Here is a 15,784-nt window from a genome sequence, read left to right as displayed (position 1 = left end):
AGTGTGCGACGACATGGGCGAGGCGCAGGCCGAATCCGAGAAGTCGGCCGCGGCGATTCTGCCGCACTACAACATGTGGGATCCCGACCACGAGAAGGTCAAATGGGATGTCTTCGCGCACGCGAGGCGCGACTGTCCGGTCGCTCATACGGATGCCGACGGCGGCGGACAGTACGTCGTGACCCGCTACGAGGATGTCCGTCGGGTTCTTGAAGACCCGCAAACGTTTTCATCGGCCGGGGTTGCGCCGCGCCCGTCGCCGGTGCAACTCAACCCGCTCGATTCCGATCCGCCCTACCAGGTTGACCTACGCAGGATCCTCAACCCGCTGTTCACTCGCAACTTCCTGCTGCGCTTCGAGCCCGAACTGCGAAAGAATGCCAGCGAACTCATCGGGCGCTTCATCGACAACGGGCGCTTCGACTTCATCCGGGAGTACGCGGGCCCGTTCGTGGGCAACGCGTTGTCGCGGGTCGTGTTCAACGAAGACGACCCCGAGAAGATGGACGATGCCGCTGAAGTCGTGGTCCGGGTTGCCATCGAGGCCACTGACGAAGCGTTTTTCGAACTCGCCGTGCTCGCCGGGCAATACATTGCCGAGCGTGAAGCGAACCCCGTCGACCGAAACGACGTGCTGAACGCGATCGCCACCGGAACGGTGGACGGGGGCCGGCCGCTGACGGATGAGGAACGACTTGGGGTGGTGACCGTCCTGTTTCTGGGTGGCCTCGATACCACCCGGGGCGCGATGGGTTCGATCGCCTACCACCTGGCAAGAGAGCCCGAACTCGAAGGGCGGCTACGTGATCCGGCGTGGATTCGTCAGGACATGGACGAGTTCATTCGCTTGGAATCGCCGGTTGGCTGTCTTGGCCGGACGGCCACCAGAGATGTCGAACTCGGCGGTGTGGCGATCAAGAAAGGCGAGCAGTTGCTCGTGCGCTTCGATTCCGCGAATCGCGACGAGGCGCGCTTCGAAGATGCGTCGGAGCTGAAGTTCGATGTGCGTCGCAGTAGCTCGGCGGGCTTTGGGCTGGGCATCCATCGCTGCCTGGGCTCGCACTTCGCCCGCATCCAGATCGCGATCGCTTTCGATGAGCTGTTCAAACGGGTGACGAATTTGCGGTTCGCGGATCCGGGCGCCGAAGTACGTTGGGCCCCTGGCATTGCCAACGGTCCCGAGGGGTTGGAACTGCTTTTCGATGTGATCGGCTGACGTGAACTTCGTACCGGCTGAAGATGCCGAGCAATTGCGGGCTGTTGTGCGCGAATTCCTCGCCAAGCGCTCCGACGAGACCGCGGTGCGGGCGCAGATGGAGAGCGAATACGGCTACGACCCGACGGTGTGGCGGCAATCCGCCGAGGAGCTGGGTCTGCTAGGCGTGGTGGCGCCTGAGCGGTTCGGTGGCGGCGGGGCCAGCGCGATTGAGCTTGGTGTGGTGTTCGAAGAGATGGGGGCAGCGTTGTTTTGCGGTCCATTCCTGTCGACCGTGGGCTTGGTCGTGACCGCGCTCGTCGAACTTGGTGATGAGGATGCCGCGGCACGGTACCTACCCGGCATCGTCGCCGGAAACACCATCGCCACGCTGGCCTGGTCGGGGCTCTCCCCGGCGGCCAGCGCGCTCACCGCCCGCGGCGAAGACGGTTGCTGGACCGTTTCGGGCGCCGCGGACGTCGTCGTCGACGGCTCCGTCGCCGACCTGCTGCTGGTTGCCGCCCGCGGCTCGGCAGGGGCCTGCCTGCTTGCGGTTGACGGCGACGCGGCCGGGCTAGCCTGCACACCCCTGGTCGCGATGGATTCCACGCGCAGGCTTGCGAAGATAGATTTCGACGCCTGTTCGGCGCGTCTGGTGGGTCGTGAAGGCGGCGCCGGCTATGCGTTGCGACGCACCGTCGACCTCGCCGCGCTATACCTGGCCGCCGAGCAACTCGGCGGGGCCGCCCGCGTGCTGGACATGGCGGTGGATCACGCGCGCACGAGATACCAATTCGGCAGGCCCATTGGATCTTTCGGGCCTATCAAGCACCGTTGCGCGGATATGCTCGTCGACGTCGAATCGGCCCGATCGGTGGTGTATCACGGCCTGTGGACCGCGGTGCACGACCCCGACAACCTGGCCTTGGCCGCGAGCCTGGCGCGTGCCGTGTGCTCGGATGCATACACCAGGTTGTCAGCGCACAACATTCAGATCCACGGCGGCATCGGGTTCACCTGGGAGCATCCCGCGCACCTGTATCTCAAGCGGGCGAAAAGCTCTGCGCTGCTTTTCGGTTCGGCGAGCGCACATCGGGCGCGGTTGGCCGAAGTGGTGGCCACGGCAAGACCGCTGCAGTTCACCCCGGTGCGCGCCGCCGACGACCAGCCTGCCGCCGGGGAGCCGATCGCACAGGAGATCGAGGAGTTCCTGCGTAGTCATCCCGTCGGCCTGGCCGACGATACGGCGGCTGACCGCGCCCTGCGGGAGGCGCGATTCGACACCGGGTTGGCCGTCGTAAATTTCGCTGAGGGATACGGCGGACGTGGTCTGGACGCTTCATTGCAGGCGCTCGTCGAGCGCAGGTTTGCTATCGCCGGATGTCGGGATCATATGGCGAGCAACGTGATCGGTCTTGGAATGGCCATGCCGACGATCCATGCCCACGGCAGTAGCGAGCAAAAACGGCGCTACCTACGGTCGTGCTTCTCGGGCCAGGACATCTGGTGCCAGCTCTTCTCTGAACCGGGAGCCGGTTCGGACTTGGCCGCTCTGGCCACCCGCGCCGTTCGGGACGGGGACGAGTTCGTCGTCAACGGTCAGAAGATCTGGACGTCGCTGGCGCATGTCGCCCGATTCGGCTTGTTGCTGGCGCGCACCGACCCGGAGGTGCCCAAGCACAAGGGTCTGACCTACTTCCTGCTTGACATGCAGAGCTCCGGCGTCGAGGTGCGTCCATTGCGCCAGCTCACCGGCGAGGCCGAATTCAATGAGGTCTATCTGACCGAGGTGCGGATACCGGTGGCCGACGTGTTGGGCGAGGTAGGGCAGGGCTGGGGCGTGGCCATGACCACGCTTGCCAACGAGCGGATTTCGATTGGGGCCCGGCCGGCGCAGCGAGGGGAGGGCCCGATCGGCCGTGCCGTGGAAATCTATTGCGAGGCAGCAAGTGCCGGGCGGGCCGATGCGGTGGCGACCGAGCGGCTGATGCTGCTGTGGACGCAGGCCGAGGCGGCACGGCTGACCAACATTCGCGCCGCGCAGGTCGGCCGAGGGCCGGGGCCGGAAGGTTCGATCGCGAAGCTGCAGATGGCGGAGTTGAACAAGGCGATCTACGAGCTGTGCGTGGACATGTCGGGCCTGGCCGGGTTGCTCATCGATGGTTACGACGAGCATGCGCCGACGTCGTCGGCCGCCTACGGCGGAGCCGACGTGCGCAAGTCGTATCTGCGGGCGCTGGCCAATTCGATCGAAGGAGGTACGTCGGAAGTGATGCGCAACATCCTTGGTGAACGAGTGCTCGGGTTGCCGGGTGAGCCACGGGTTGACCGGGACATCCCTTGGCGCCAGGTGCGTCGGTCATGAACCCACCGACCGATACCCCGGCGAGTGTCGCACGTATCAAATACCGTCGTACGCCGTATCTAGTTGTTTCCCAAGAACATACGGTCCGCAAGGATGTTTACGGCACCGTCGAGGATCATGTGGTTCGCTACGCGCAGTTGCTTCGCGGCGACCGTGATTCCGATACGGTGATCGTTGCGTCTCATCCGATCGGTTCGCCGGCGTACCTGCCGCTGTTCTCCGAACTGGCGCGCACTGGACTACATGTGATCGGCTACGCCAACCGGTATTCGGTTGGCGATTCCGCGCTGCAAATGGAAAACCACTTGGTCGACCTTGGTGCCTGCGTGCGAGATGCGCGTGAACGGCTGGGTTATCAGCGGGTCGTGCTGGCGGGTTGGAGCGGCGGGGGATCGCCGATGATGGGTTACCAGGCGGAGGCCGAGAAGCCCACGATTACTCAGACCGCGGCCGGGGAACCGTCGTCGCTCGCGGAGACCGCACTCCAGCCGGCCGACGCGGTGATGTTGTTGGCGGCTCCGCGCAGCCGGCACCGGCTGCTGACTGAGTTTCTGGACGCCTCGATCACCGACGAACTGCAGCCGGAGCGCAACCGCGATGCCGAGTTCGACCTGTACGATCCCGCGAACCCCAATCAGCCACCGTATTCGGCCGACTTCCTCGCCGCTTACCGCGACCGACAGCGCGAACGCAATCGCCGGATCACCGCCTTGGCGCAGCAGAAGCTGCAGGACTTCCGCGACGCCGGCAAGCCACATGCTGAGTACTCGTTCGTGGTCCACGGGACGATGGCCGATCCGCGGTGGCTGGATCCAGCGATCGAACCCAATGGCCGCCGGCCGCGGTGGAGTTATCTGGGCGACCCCGAGGTGGCCAACACCAGCCCCGGCGCGCTGATGCGATTCACCACCGCGCGTAGTTGGTTGTCGCAGTGGGGGCTGGACACCGCCCAAGTGGATGCGGGCGACGCCGCGCCGAGGGTTTCGGTGCCGGTGCTCATGGTTGTCAACGGTTGCGATGACGCGGTGCCTACCAGCCATCAGGCGCAGGTGTTCGAAGCGATCGGTCACCAGGACAAAGAACGGGTGGACCTGCCGGAAGCAAACCACTACTTCACCGGCGACGATCAGCGCTCACATTTGTCGGGGGCTGCCGACCACGTGCATGACTGGCTGCGCCGCCACCGCTTCGACGTGAATTGACCCCCCGACGCCAGGAAGATCGGGCCCCGCACCATTCGATAACCCAACAAAGATTGATATCCGGCACAGTAAGGAGCCGACATGAAGCTGAGTCTGATGACCCTGGGGGACGTGGTGGCCGATCCGGTCACCGGGCTTACCGCCACGGCCGCCGAACGGCACCGGGCCATCGTCGAGGCGGCCGGGGTCGCCGACGAAGCGGGCTTCGAGGGTGTTCACATTGGCGAACATCACGGGTTGGAGTACACGACGTCGGCGCCGCCCGTGGTCCTCGCCGCGATCGGAGAACGCACGTCGCGTCTGCGGCTGTCGACCGCGGTGACGCTGGCGGCGAACTTGGACCCGATTCGAGTCGCCGAGGACTACGCGACCGTCGACGCACTCTCGGGTGGGCGCTGCGAAGTCGTCGTGGGTCGTGGCAATTTCTTCGTATCCACCTACACGCTCTTTGGGCAGCGTTTGGAGGACTCCCACGAATTATTCAAGGAGAACGTCGAATTGCTCACTCAACTGTGGGCCGGCAAGGAGGTGAGCTGGGCGGGATCGCGCCACCGCGCCGCGATCAGCGAGTTCGTGCTGCAGCCCGCGCCGGTTGGCGCGATGTCGCTGTGGATTGGCGGCGGGGCCTCGGAATCGTCGACGGACCTGGCCGCGCGCCTGGGCCTCGATTTGATGTTGCCCTCGGCCTTCGGTAACCCGCAGATGTTCAAGCCGGTGGTCGAGAGCTACCGAGAGAAGTTCGCGTCCTACGGCCATCCGCGCGAGCCGCGCGTCGGCGCCTGCTGGCACGTCAACGTCGCCAAGACGAGCCAGGCGGCGCGCGAGCGGTGGGAACCGCGCTACCGGGCCTACTTCGAGTTGATGAGTACCGTGATTCCCCGGGTCAACCCCGACCCGCCGGCGTTCGTCACCAAGCCGTTCGACTTCGAGTTTCTCACCACCCGCGGACCCGCGATCGTCGGCAGCGCGGCGGAGGTGGCCGAACGGCTCAATACCTGGTCGGAGGTGCTGACCAGTGACACCAATCTGATCTACATCGACATGGGTGGCCAGCCGGCCGACGAATACCGCGACATGGTCGAACTCATTGGCTCAGACGTTCTACCGCAATTGAACTAATCCGCGTTGGACGCCAGGCGGCCAACGCCCGACGCCATTGCCACCGCGTAACACGTTGTTTAATCTTGATTCAAACTCAAGGTAGGTGATTGTTGTGGTGTCCGGATCGACGCTCCGCCGAGGCGACCCGCGGAGGGCTACGGCCACCGCGGACACGCCCCGCTCGGGCGGGGTCACAGTATGGGCCGCAATCGCTCTCGTATGGCTGGTGATTGCCGCACAGGCGCTGGTGCGATGGATGGCTTCCAGTGAGTTCAGCCCGGCGCCACTGATTGGTGCGGACCGGATGCCACTGTGGAATCTGGTGTCATTGCGCATCTTCGAGGGACTTAGCATGGCGCTGCTGGTGTACCTGATTTGGGCCTACGTAGTGACGCCCTGGCGCCGCACCGGCGCGTTGAGCCTCGACGGCAAGTTCGTCCTTGGCGGGGTGGCGGCGTTCGTCGCTGACGCCTTCTTGAACTGCTACACGTACTTGTTCGCGTGGAATGCCCACAACGTCAATATGGGCGTCTGGACGGCCTATCTGCCGTTTCATAATCCAGCGGCCTCGTCCCGCTACGCGGAGTCGTTGCTGTGGGGACCGCCGATGTACGTGTACTTCTGCGCGGGCGTGGCTATCGTGGGCTGCCCGGCCTATTTTGCGCTGCGATCACGCTGGCCCCAGCTTTCCAACGTGACGCTGCTGGCGATCGTGTTCGTCGGTGAATTCGTCTTCGACTTTGTGGTGGAGAACTTGGCGATCCGGTTGACCCATGGCTACGCCTACGCCCAAACCTACGGGCCGCTGACATTGTGGGCGGGCAGCCAATTCCAGTTCCCGTTGTACGAGTCATTCCTCGTCGCCTCGCTGGGACTGCTGTACACCTGGATGCGGCTGCAGGCTGTCACCTCCGCGGACGGGTTGTCACCCGTCGAGCGCGGATTCGAGCGGTGGCGCCCAGCGCTGCAGCCGACGGTGCGCACCTTAGCTGCGATCGGATTCTGCTGTGCTGCAACGGTATTAATCTACCACTTGCCCTTCAACTGGCTTGGAATCATCGGGGAGTCTAAGGCGCATCTGCCGACGTACCTGCTACCGGGCCGATAGGTCTTCGTCTTCAATGCAGCGCACTGCGCGAAAGGCGTACGGTGTCACCGCAACGATGAGGACGAAGAACATCACGAACACTGCCCAAAAGTTCAGCAGGCCATGCCAGGCGAACGGACCAGTCCGGACAAAGGGCACCAGACTCAGCGGAACGTAAAGTGCCGCGGTCAGGAAGCACAGGTAGCCGACCCACCGCGGAAAAAGCGGACGTGCGCGACGGTCCAGCAGTATGGCGAAACCCAGTGCCACGCTCTGCAGCAGAGAGAACATAAAAGTCAGGTCGAAGAACAGCCATCCGAAGTCGTATAACGTCTGCACGGTCTCGGGCGAACGTGTTTCAGCTCGAAATGCCGCCGCCTGCCACACAACTGCCGGCACAGCGGTAACGAGACCCGTCATCAAGCCACCGAGAAGTTCCGTCGTCGATAGGATCCCCATCGGCCCTTCCATCCGGCTGATCAGCTTGGAGATGGCCGCACTCCACGTGTAGTAGCAGGGTGCGCCAACGACCATCAGCACCATCCCCACCTGAATGCCGGTGTGGCGATTTTGGAAGTAGCTGGATACAGCCGAAGCGTCCAGGTTCTGTCCCGGAGGCGGCCAGAAACCGGCGAACACCGCGAAGCCGAGCAGGCCTAGGCCCGCGTAGATGCAGACAGACCATAGGCCGAGGCGAAGAGTCGTGTAATCGGCACTCGTCGTGTGGGCATTGCCAACCGCGATGTGTCGCGCTGTCGTTGTCATCGTGCCTCCCGAGTGTCGGATCGAAAGCCTCGTCGACTGGATTTGCTTGCCGGCCGGCCTCGTGAGATTAATTTAACACGTACTAGAAAACTCTGCTAGGGTGCGAACGGATAGCTGTTTAGCTGGCTATATGCCTGTCTAATGAATGTTAAATAACTAGCGGTTGTCGCTCATCCGAAGGGAAATGGAAGCCATGGCGCCTGACGCGCCGTCGCGGCCGGACGAGGCCAATGTCGCTGCCGTTCGCAGCCTGTATCGCGCGCTGGCCGCGGGCGACCGGGAAATGCTGGGGCAGCTACTGCATCCGGACTTCATCGGTCGCGCCACCGCAGGGCTGCCGCTGGGGGTTGGGGGCGAGCACGTCGGTCCCGAGGCGATGCGCCGGCAGTTCTGGTGGGAACTGGGTCGGCACTACGACGTGGCGGCCTATCCCGATACATTTCACGCCCTCGATGACGGCCGTCTGTTGGTGGCCGGCCGTTATCGTGGCGAGGCGCGGCGGTCTGGCAAGAAGCTCGACGCCCCCTTTCATCACGTGATCAGTTTTGCCGACGACGGGCGGATGACGTCGCTGGATCAGCTGACCGATAGTGCGCTGTGGGTCGACGCGCTCGATGAACAAGCGTCGCTGCAAACGATCGATTACGACGTCACCGATGGCGTGGCGACCATTTGTTTGAACCGGCCTAAGAGCCACAACGCAATCGACTTGCGCATGGCGGTCGAAACGCTCGTCGTGGCGCGCCGAGTCGCCGACGATCGCTCCGTTCGCGCGGTTCTGATCTGCGGTGACGGGCCGTCGTTATCGGTTGGCGGCGATATCAAGTCATTTCCCGCAGATCCGTCGACGGCATATGGTGACCTGCTTCATGAGATGACCACACCGTTCCATGAAGCCTTCCGTGTGCTCAGCCGAATCGACGCGCCTATCGTCACCGCAGCCCATGGCGCCGTTGCCGGCGGCGGGCTGGGCTACGTCTACGCTGCCGATCTGGCCGTCGCGGCCGAGGGCACCAGGTTCCTGACAGCGTTTGCCGCCCTTGGCCTTACCGGAGATGGGGGTGGCACCTGGCACCTGCCGCGCCTGATCGGCGCGCGCCGCGCTGCGCAGGCCTACCTGCGGAATACACCCATCGAGGCGGACGAGGCCCTCGAGTGGGGGTTGATCAACGAGGTCGTGCCGGCTGACGAGCTGCGGGCACGGGCTCTGACGCTGGCTACCGAGTTGGCGCAGGGCCCCACTCGAGCTTTTGCCAAAATGCGGGCACTGTTGCGCGATTCGTGGCACAGCGACGTGGCAACGCAACTGAAATCTGAGACCGACGCGCTCAGCGCCGCCGCGAACACTGCTGATGCCGCAGAAGCACTTTCGGCCTTTCGAGCCAAACGCACGCCCCGCTTCACGGGAGGGTAGGAGATGGGACTGATCAGTGATTCGCCTGAGCACGAGGCGATTCGCAGTAGTGTCGCGGGGATCGCCAGCCGGTACGGTCCCGCGTATTTTCTGGAACGAGCACGCACGGGCGGGGGGATCGAGGAGTTGTGGAACGACCTCGGCGCCGCCGGGCTGGTCGGTCTGCACTTGCCCGAGGATTACGGCGGCGGCGGCGGCGGGATGGCAGATGCCGTCGTCGTCGTGGAAGAACTTGCTGCACAAGGGATGCCGCTGCTGATCTGGGTGATTTCGCCTGCGATCTGCGGCAGCATCCTGGCGTGTCATGCGTCGGATGAAATGAAGCAGCGGTGGTTACCGGGGATTGCGGACGGGACCAGAAAAATGGCGTTCGGCCTGACCGAACCCGACGCTGGATCCAATAGCCACAACATTAAGACCACCGCGAAACGCACTGGCACCGGCTGGACGATCTCGGGATCGAAGTACTACATCTCCGCGGTGGACCAATCCGACGCGATACTCCTGGTGGCCCGAGACGCGGATCATTCCACCGCACAGCAGAGCCGACTGTCGTTGTTCGCGGTTCCGACAGACAGTCCTGGGCTGACGATTACACCCATTGCCACATCGATCGTGTCACCGGACAAACAGTTCACCGTCTACCTGGACGACGTCTCAGTTGGCGAGGACGCGCTGATCGGTGTGGTCGGCAACGGCCTTCGACAGGTTTTCGACGGCCTGAATCCGGAACGGATCTTGGTCGGAGCGCTGTCGAGCGGGATTGGTCGGTATGCGATCAGCAAGGCAGTGGATTACGCGCAGCAGCGCAGCGTCTGGTCGACGCCGATCGGGGCCCATCAAGGCATCGCCCATCCGCTGGCCGAGTGCCATATCGCGGTCGAATTGGGCCGGATGGCAACGCTGCGCAGCGCGGAACTTTTCGATGCCGGTGAGCCCGCGGGAGAGGCCGCGAACATCGCCAAATTCGCCGCCTCCGAGGCCGCCTTGAAAGCACTCGACCAGGCGATTCAGACCCACGGGGGCAATGGGTTGTCCCATGAATACGGGCTGTCCGAATTGTGGTTCGTCGCCCGGTTGATGCGCACCGCACCGGTTAGTCGCGAGATGGTGCTCAATTTCGTGGCCCATGCGTCGCTGGGCTTGCCGCGCTCTTACTAGGAAGGGAAACCGACATGGGCTCAACACAATTCGATGTGGTCGTGATCGGCGCCGGCGCAGGTGGTCTGTTCACCGCGGCTCGTCTTGCCCACCATGGTTATCGCACCCTGGTGGTCGAACGCCTCGACAAGGTCGGTGGCCGCGCATCCACCGACGACATCGACGGGTTCAAGGTCAACACCGGTGCCATCGTGATCGAGGTGGGCGGCATCACCCAGCAGATCTGCGACGAGGTCGGCGCACCGTTCGACATCCGCGAACCCAAACCCGCACTGCTGTACCGGATCGGCGGCAAAAACGTCGACGTCACGGGCGGTGGGTGGGGCATGCTGCTGAGCAAACTCACCCGGCAGGGCGCCAAACTGGTTGCCGGGATCGGCGCCGCCCGCAGTGACGCCGGCCTACCTGAGGACCAGATCAGCACCTCCGAGTGGGTGTCGCGTTACACCAAAAACGAACGCGTACACGGGATTTTCCGGAACATGTGCGCTTCGATTTTCGCAGTGGGCTCCGAGGATCTTCCGGCGCGAGTGTTCCTCACCTACTTCACCCGCAAAAGCGCGTTCAAGCGATTTGGTTTTCATCCCGAAGGCACGATTGGGTTGTGGCGCGGTCTGGCCGACGTCGTGCAGTCGCGTGGCGGCGAAGTCTGGCTGTCGACGTCCGCGACCCGGATCGTGGTGGAGCGCGGCCGGGTGACCGGTGTTGAGGTTGCGCGCGGTGGCGAACAGGTCAGCGTCGCTGCACCGGTCGTGGTAAGCGACGTGGGGCCCGCCGCGACGGTCGAACTTCTGGGTCAGGAGAACGTTTCATCCGAGTATCGGGACTTGGTCAAGAAGGGGGATCGCCCGACGGCAATGATCTCGGTCAACTTCGCCAGTCGCGATCGCCTGGTCGAGGTTCCGGGAATGCTCAGCTTCGCCGCCTCACGGCGGCTCGCCTACATTGCGAATTTCACCGATCGCTGTCCCGAGATGGCACCGCCCGGATGGCATCTCTACGTTGGGACTTCGGTGCCCAAGCCGTCCATCGGTGACTTCGACGAGTCGGCCGAAACCGAGCTTCTGCTCGAGGATTTGCGTGACAACATCGCCGGCTTCGATGAGCGTGCGCGGATATTAAACGTTGCCGTCACCCGTGACGATTGGCCTCCGCAGCGTGCGGTGGCGGGTTTCGATCTACCGCATGACACCCCGTTTGCCGGCCTCTGGAACGTCGGTGACGGCGTCAAGGAGTACGCCAATGGGGGCACCACGGCGTGCGCGGAGACGGCTCAGCTGGTGACTGACAAGATCATTGCGGCATACCCGCTTGGCATCCGTTGACCGGAGTGACGGAATTGTTTGAGCGAGAACGGCTTACGACGATCGCTCGGCGGAGTACTTCTCGATCAGCCGACCGATGTCTCGGCAAGTGCGTGCCGGACGAATGACTGTGCGTTGGCGACCACGGTGTCCAGCGAACCGCGCCGGGGGTCCCACCATTCGACCGCCCAATTCAGGGCACCCAAGACGAGCATCTGCGCCAGGTATAAGTCGAGGTCGGCCCGCAGCGCACCCGAGCGTGCCATGTCGTTGATCAGGCGTCGCCACACTTCGCCGTACCGCTGTTCTTCGAGGAGTTGACGCTTCCGGATCGCCTGCGGTACTTGGCCGGCGTTGCGGATGGCCGCGGTCGTGTAGTCCGATATCTCGAGTTCGTGTCGCAGGTGTGCCTCGACCGCGGCGAGCAGACGATCGAGAGCGGAGGCGCCGCCGGGCAAGTCGTCGAGCATCGCGATGACGTGTTCTCGCATGTCGGCGATGCCGGCCCACATCACCTCTTCGATGAGGTCATCCCGGGAGGGGTAGTAGTAATAGATCGCCGGTGCCTGCAGATCTGCCTGAGCCGCGACGTCGTTAAGACGCAATCCGGCGTACCCTTTGGCGCTCAAGACATGGGCGGCCGCGTCCAAGATCCGCCGTCTGGTCAGCGCTGATTTGGACTCAACGCTGTTGGCGGACGCCGGACTCGTTACAGCGGCTACGTCAGTCGGCCTGGTCATTGACCAATTTTAGCCAGTTATCGTCGCCCTGCCGCGGCGTGCCGCCACAATTTTTATGTAAAATTTGATCGTGCTTTCCGACTTTTAGCGCAGTGTGGACGGTGGATTAGGAGGGCTTCGGCCTCAATTTCTACGCTGAATTAAACGATCTCTTCGCGTATTGCGTGGGTGCTGCCGTGGCGGGGGATGATTTCACCCCGCCACGGCAAGTTCGTGATGGCGGCCGAGATGCTGCGGGCACGCTCACGCTTTGGCGACCGTCAGGCATCCAACTCACCAGTTTAATATACATTAAATTACGTAGCACGCGTTAGCGGTGTCGCTGATAAATGCGTTTGCTATCCGGCCAGCTCGCGGCCGATGAGTTCCTTCATGATTTCGGTGGTGCCGCCGTAGATCGTCTGAGCCCGGGTGTCGAGATATGCCCGCGCGACGGGGTACTCGACCATGTAACCGTAGCCCCCATGCAGTTGTAAGCAGCGGTCGATGACCCGGCGTTGCAGCTCGCTGACATACCATTTGCCCTTCGCGGCGTCGACGGGGGTGAGCTCGCCGGCGTTGAAGGCCTCAACTGATTTGTCGACGTATGCCTCGGTGATGTCGAGTTCAGTGGCCATGTCCGCGAGCTCAAAACGGATGTGCTGCAGCGCAGTGAGCGGCTGGCCGAATGCGTTGCGCTGCCGACAGTACTCAACCGTCTGTTCGAAGATCGCTCGCGTGGTCCCGATGGCTTGCGCAACGACGCCGAGCCGCTCGCGAGGAAGGTGGCTCATCAAATACTGTAGCCCGCGGCCTTCTTCGCCCAGCAGGTTGTCGGCGGGAACCCGCGCGTCATCGAAGAACAATTCGGCGGTGTCTTGTGCGGGTAGTCCAATCTTGTCCAGCTGACGTCCGCGCCTGAACCCAGGTGTGTCGCGTTCGACCACGAACAAGCTGAAACCGCGAGAGCCGCCCGCTTCGTTGGTCCTTGCCGCCACGACGACGAGGTCGGCCATGATGCCGCTGGAGATAAAGGTCTTCTGGCCGTTGAGGATCCAATTATCGCCGTCGCGGCGTGCGGTAGTGCGAATCCCTCTGAGATCACTGCCGGCACCCGGCTCCGTCATGGCAAGGGCGCCGATCAGCTCCCCGGACGCGAAGCCGGGCAGCCATCGTTGCTTCTGGTCTTCGTTCGTGAGGTCGAGAAGGTAGTGCAGCACCAGGTCGTCCTGCAGACTGACGGTCAGTCCGAACGACAGCGCATTGACCTTTGCGATTTCCTCGCAGACCACCATGCGGTAGCGGTAGTCGCGTTCTCCGGCGCCGCCGTAGCGTTCGTCAATCTCCAGTGCGTAGACACCCGCCTTGGCGGCGCTGGCGAACACGGCACGGTCGATCTGGTGATCCCGATCCCAATCGTGATGGTGGGGAACAACTTCCCGAGTCAAGAATTCTCGGACAGTCTCTCGGTACGCCTCGTGGTCGGGGCCATACAGAGTGCGGCGCACCGGTTAGATCCTCTCGATGATCGTAACGTTGGCTTGGCCCCCGCCTTCGCACATCGTCTGCAACCCGTAGCGGCCCCCGGTGCGCTCCAGTTCGTGCAGTAGTGAGGTCATCAGGCGGGCACCCGTGCAACCGATGGGATGCCCCAGGGCGATCGCCCCTCCGTTGACGTTGACCCGCTCGGGGTCGGCCTCGAGCTCCGCTAGCCAGGCCAGGACTACCGGAGCAAACGCCTCGTTGATTTCGACCAGGTCGATGTCGTCAATCGACAACCCAGTTCGCTTGAGCGCGTGGCGGGTGGCGGGGATCGGGGCCGTCAGCATCATCACGGGATCGGAGCCGAGCGCCGACATGTGGTGAATCCGCGCGCGCGGCGTCAGTCCGAACCGATCGACGGTCTCCTGGGACGCGATCAGCAGTGCGGCGGCGCCGTCGGAGATTTGGCTGGCTACCGCCGCGCTCAATACCCCACCCTCGGTCAGGAGCGGCAACTTGGCCATTTTCTCCAAGGAGGTGTCCGGGCGTGGCCCCTCGTCGTGGACGACGCCGGCATATTCCGTGATCTCGCGGGCGAACCGGCCTTCCGCGGTCGCCGCGGCGGCCCGTTGATGGCTCGTCAAAGCAAACTGTTCGTTGTCCTCGCGGGTGAGTTTCCACTGGCTGGCGATCATCTCTGCGCCGCGGAACTGCGAGATTTCCTGGGTTCCATACCGGGCTTCCCAGCCGCGACATCCGGACCAGGGATCGACCGCGCCGAACGGCTCACCTGCGGTGAACGCGCTCAAGATGGGGTACTGACTCATTTTTTGCACCCCACCCGCGACGACCAGATCCGCGGTGCCGCTCATGACGGCCTGCGCTGCGAAATGCACCGCCTGTTGTGCCGATCCGCACTGGCGATCCACCGTCACCCCGGGTACCGATTCGGGCAGGCCGGCGGCCAGGGCGGCCGTGCGCGCAATGTCTCCGGCTTGGGAACCGATGTTGTCCAAGCAGCCGAGGATGACGTCGTCTACGGCTTCGGGATCCAGGTCGTGTCGCTCAACGACAGTTCGGATGACGTGGGCAGCCATATCTGCGGGGTGCTCGTCGGCAAATCCCCCTCCGCGCTTACCCACCGCTGTACGAACCGCATCGACAATGAACGCTTCAGTCACCTACATAATTTAACATAGAATCAAAAAGGTGGGCCACTCGCGTCAAAGTGGCGATCGTCTCAGCGTCTGCTGGTTGTGGTGCGCGCCTTCCCGGTACCGCGTCCCCGTGACTGCCCCTGCGGGCTCACTCCGTGGCGTACTAAAGATTGGGCGGTAGCGACGATGCCGTCGACGGAGTCGCGTTGGGGATCGCGCCATTCGGCTGCCCAGTTGAGAGCTCCGAGGACTAGCAGCTGCGCATAACGGAGGTCGAGATCGGCCCGGATCTGCCCGTCGGCTTGGGCATTATCAAACAACCGGCGCCATACCCGCCCATAGCTCGCTTCTTCTTTGAGCTGTCGAGCGCGGAGATGCTGGGGGATCTGCCCGGAATTGCGGATCGAAGCGGTGGCATAGTCGGAAATCTCGAGCTCATGGCGCAAGTGGGCCTCGACGGCGGTCATGATCCGATCCAGCGGCGAGGTTTCCGGTGGCAACTCGTTGAGGGCATCTAGCACGTGCCGGCGTAGTTCTGCGACGCCGCAGTACATCACCTCTTCGATGAGTTCTTCGCGCGAGCCGAAGTAATAGTAGATCGCCGGTGCCTGAATCTCGGCATAGTCGGCTACATCTGAGAGCCTGGTACCGGCAAAACCCTTCGCGCTCAGGACGTGCGCCGCCGCATCGAGGATGCGGGCACGGGTGCGGGCGGATTTGGAATCGGCGTCAGTTGCCGTTCCCCGAGTAGAAGCCGCAGCAGATTTTCTAGGCACTGTCACATCGTAGACGCGGATTTGAATCTAGGATCAGCCGCGTTAATCGTGTCGTG

At 63.4% G+C, this 15,784-nt stretch carries 13 protein-coding genes; 8 read left to right on the top strand and 5 right to left on the bottom strand.

All coding sequences use genetic code 11. From position 1 onward, the window contains the following. The first annotated feature begins 13 nt into the window (after positions 1–13). The 5 genes from OK015_RS18940 (at position 14) to OK015_RS18920 (ending at position 6,971) form a co-directional block, all read left to right on the top strand. Positions 14–1,216, top strand: coding sequence for a cytochrome P450 (locus OK015_RS18940; RefSeq protein ID WP_268125373.1), 1,203 nt, complete (start codon positions 14–16; stop codon positions 1,214–1,216). A 1-nt stretch (position 1,217) separates the two neighbouring features. Beyond that, a complete protein-coding gene (locus OK015_RS18935; protein ID WP_268125371.1) occupies positions 1,218–3,560 on the top strand; it encodes an acyl-CoA dehydrogenase in 2,343 nt (780 codons plus the stop codon). Beyond that, entirely contained in the window at positions 3,557–4,762 is a 1,206-nt protein-coding gene (locus OK015_RS18930) for an alpha/beta hydrolase (RefSeq protein WP_268125369.1), read from the top strand. Before OK015_RS18935 ends, OK015_RS18930 begins: the two co-directional genes overlap by 4 nt. Positions 4,763–4,843: 81 nt before the next feature. After that, complete coding sequence (locus tag OK015_RS18925; RefSeq protein ID WP_268125367.1) at positions 4,844–5,881, top strand: LLM class flavin-dependent oxidoreductase; 1,038 nt, start codon at positions 4,844–4,846, stop codon at positions 5,879–5,881. 208 nt (positions 5,882–6,089) lie between these two features. Further along, positions 6,090–6,971: a spirocyclase AveC family protein gene (locus OK015_RS18920; protein ID WP_268125365.1), complete on the top strand. Its 882-nt coding sequence runs from the start codon at positions 6,090–6,092 to the stop codon at positions 6,969–6,971. Here the strand turns inward: OK015_RS18920 and OK015_RS18915 are convergent. Next, a complete protein-coding gene (locus OK015_RS18915) occupies positions 6,957–7,715 on the bottom strand; it encodes a hypothetical protein (protein WP_268125363.1) in 759 nt (252 codons plus the stop codon). The genes OK015_RS18920 and OK015_RS18915 overlap by 15 nt on opposite strands. Before the next feature lie 193 nt (positions 7,716–7,908). Between OK015_RS18915 and OK015_RS18910 the strand changes: the two genes are divergently transcribed. From OK015_RS18910 to OK015_RS18900, 3 genes are read left to right on the top strand one after another with little or no spacing between them, the layout of a single operon-like run. Continuing rightward, the gene (locus OK015_RS18910) at positions 7,909–9,129 is read left to right on the top strand and encodes an enoyl-CoA hydratase-related protein (RefSeq protein ID WP_268125361.1); all 1,221 of its coding nucleotides are present in this window, start codon (positions 7,909–7,911) and stop codon (positions 9,127–9,129) included. A 3-nt stretch (positions 9,130–9,132) separates the two neighbouring features. Continuing rightward, a complete protein-coding gene (locus OK015_RS18905) occupies positions 9,133–10,290 on the top strand; it encodes an acyl-CoA dehydrogenase family protein (RefSeq protein ID WP_268125359.1) in 1,158 nt (385 codons plus the stop codon). Positions 10,291–10,304: 14 nt separating this feature from the next. Continuing rightward, the gene (locus OK015_RS18900; RefSeq protein ID WP_268125358.1) at positions 10,305–11,615 is read left to right on the top strand and encodes a phytoene desaturase family protein; all 1,311 of its coding nucleotides are present in this window, start codon (positions 10,305–10,307) and stop codon (positions 11,613–11,615) included. A gap of 65 nt (positions 11,616–11,680) precedes the next feature. Here the strand turns inward: OK015_RS18900 and OK015_RS18895 are convergent, their stop codons facing one another. From OK015_RS18895 to OK015_RS18880, 4 genes are all read right to left on the bottom strand, one after another. Next, complete coding sequence (locus tag OK015_RS18895) at positions 11,681–12,334, bottom strand: TetR/AcrR family transcriptional regulator (RefSeq protein ID WP_268125356.1); 654 nt, start codon at positions 12,332–12,334, stop codon at positions 11,681–11,683. A 338-nt stretch (positions 12,335–12,672) separates the two neighbouring features. Continuing rightward, positions 12,673–13,821, bottom strand: a complete 1,149-nt coding sequence (locus OK015_RS18890; RefSeq protein WP_268125354.1) for an acyl-CoA dehydrogenase family protein — start codon at positions 13,819–13,821, stop codon at positions 12,673–12,675. A gap of 3 nt (positions 13,822–13,824) precedes the next feature. After that, the gene (locus tag OK015_RS18885; protein ID WP_268125352.1) at positions 13,825–14,976 is read right to left on the bottom strand and encodes an acetyl-CoA C-acetyltransferase; all 1,152 of its coding nucleotides are present in this window, start codon (positions 14,974–14,976) and stop codon (positions 13,825–13,827) included. Between the two features lie 59 nt (positions 14,977–15,035). After that, complete coding sequence (locus tag OK015_RS18880; RefSeq protein WP_442791131.1) at positions 15,036–15,728, bottom strand: TetR/AcrR family transcriptional regulator; 693 nt, start codon at positions 15,726–15,728, stop codon at positions 15,036–15,038. Between the last annotated feature and the right edge of the window lie 56 nt (positions 15,729–15,784).

Origin of the sequence: Mycobacterium sp. Aquia_216 (assembly GCF_026723865.1) — a bacterium.
Lineage (GTDB): Bacteria > Actinomycetota > Actinomycetes > Mycobacteriales > Mycobacteriaceae > Mycobacterium.
Note: the sequence above shows the minus strand (reverse complement) of the source record. Positions and strands in the feature narration are given on the sequence as shown.

Excerpts from the sequence above, each read along its gene's own strand:
- OK015_RS18940 (WP_268125373.1), top strand. The coding sequence starts at position 14 with ATGGGCGAGGCGCAGGCCGAATCCGAGAAGTCGGCCGCGGCGATTCTG.
- OK015_RS18930 (WP_268125369.1), top strand. The coding sequence starts at position 3,557 with ATGAACCCACCGACCGATACCCCGGCGAGTGTCGCACGTATCAAATAC.
- OK015_RS18925 (WP_268125367.1), top strand. The coding sequence starts at position 4,844 with ATGAAGCTGAGTCTGATGACCCTGGGGGACGTGGTGGCCGATCCGGTC.
- OK015_RS18915 (WP_268125363.1), bottom strand. The coding sequence starts at position 7,715 with ATGACAACGACAGCGCGACACATCGCGGTTGGCAATGCCCACACGACG.
- OK015_RS18910 (WP_268125361.1), top strand. The coding sequence starts at position 7,909 with ATGGCGCCTGACGCGCCGTCGCGGCCGGACGAGGCCAATGTCGCTGCC.
- OK015_RS18905 (WP_268125359.1), top strand. The coding sequence starts at position 9,133 with ATGGGACTGATCAGTGATTCGCCTGAGCACGAGGCGATTCGCAGTAGT.
- OK015_RS18900 (WP_268125358.1), top strand. The coding sequence starts at position 10,305 with ATGGGCTCAACACAATTCGATGTGGTCGTGATCGGCGCCGGCGCAGGT.
- OK015_RS18895 (WP_268125356.1), bottom strand. The coding sequence starts at position 12,334 with ATGACCAGGCCGACTGACGTAGCCGCTGTAACGAGTCCGGCGTCCGCC.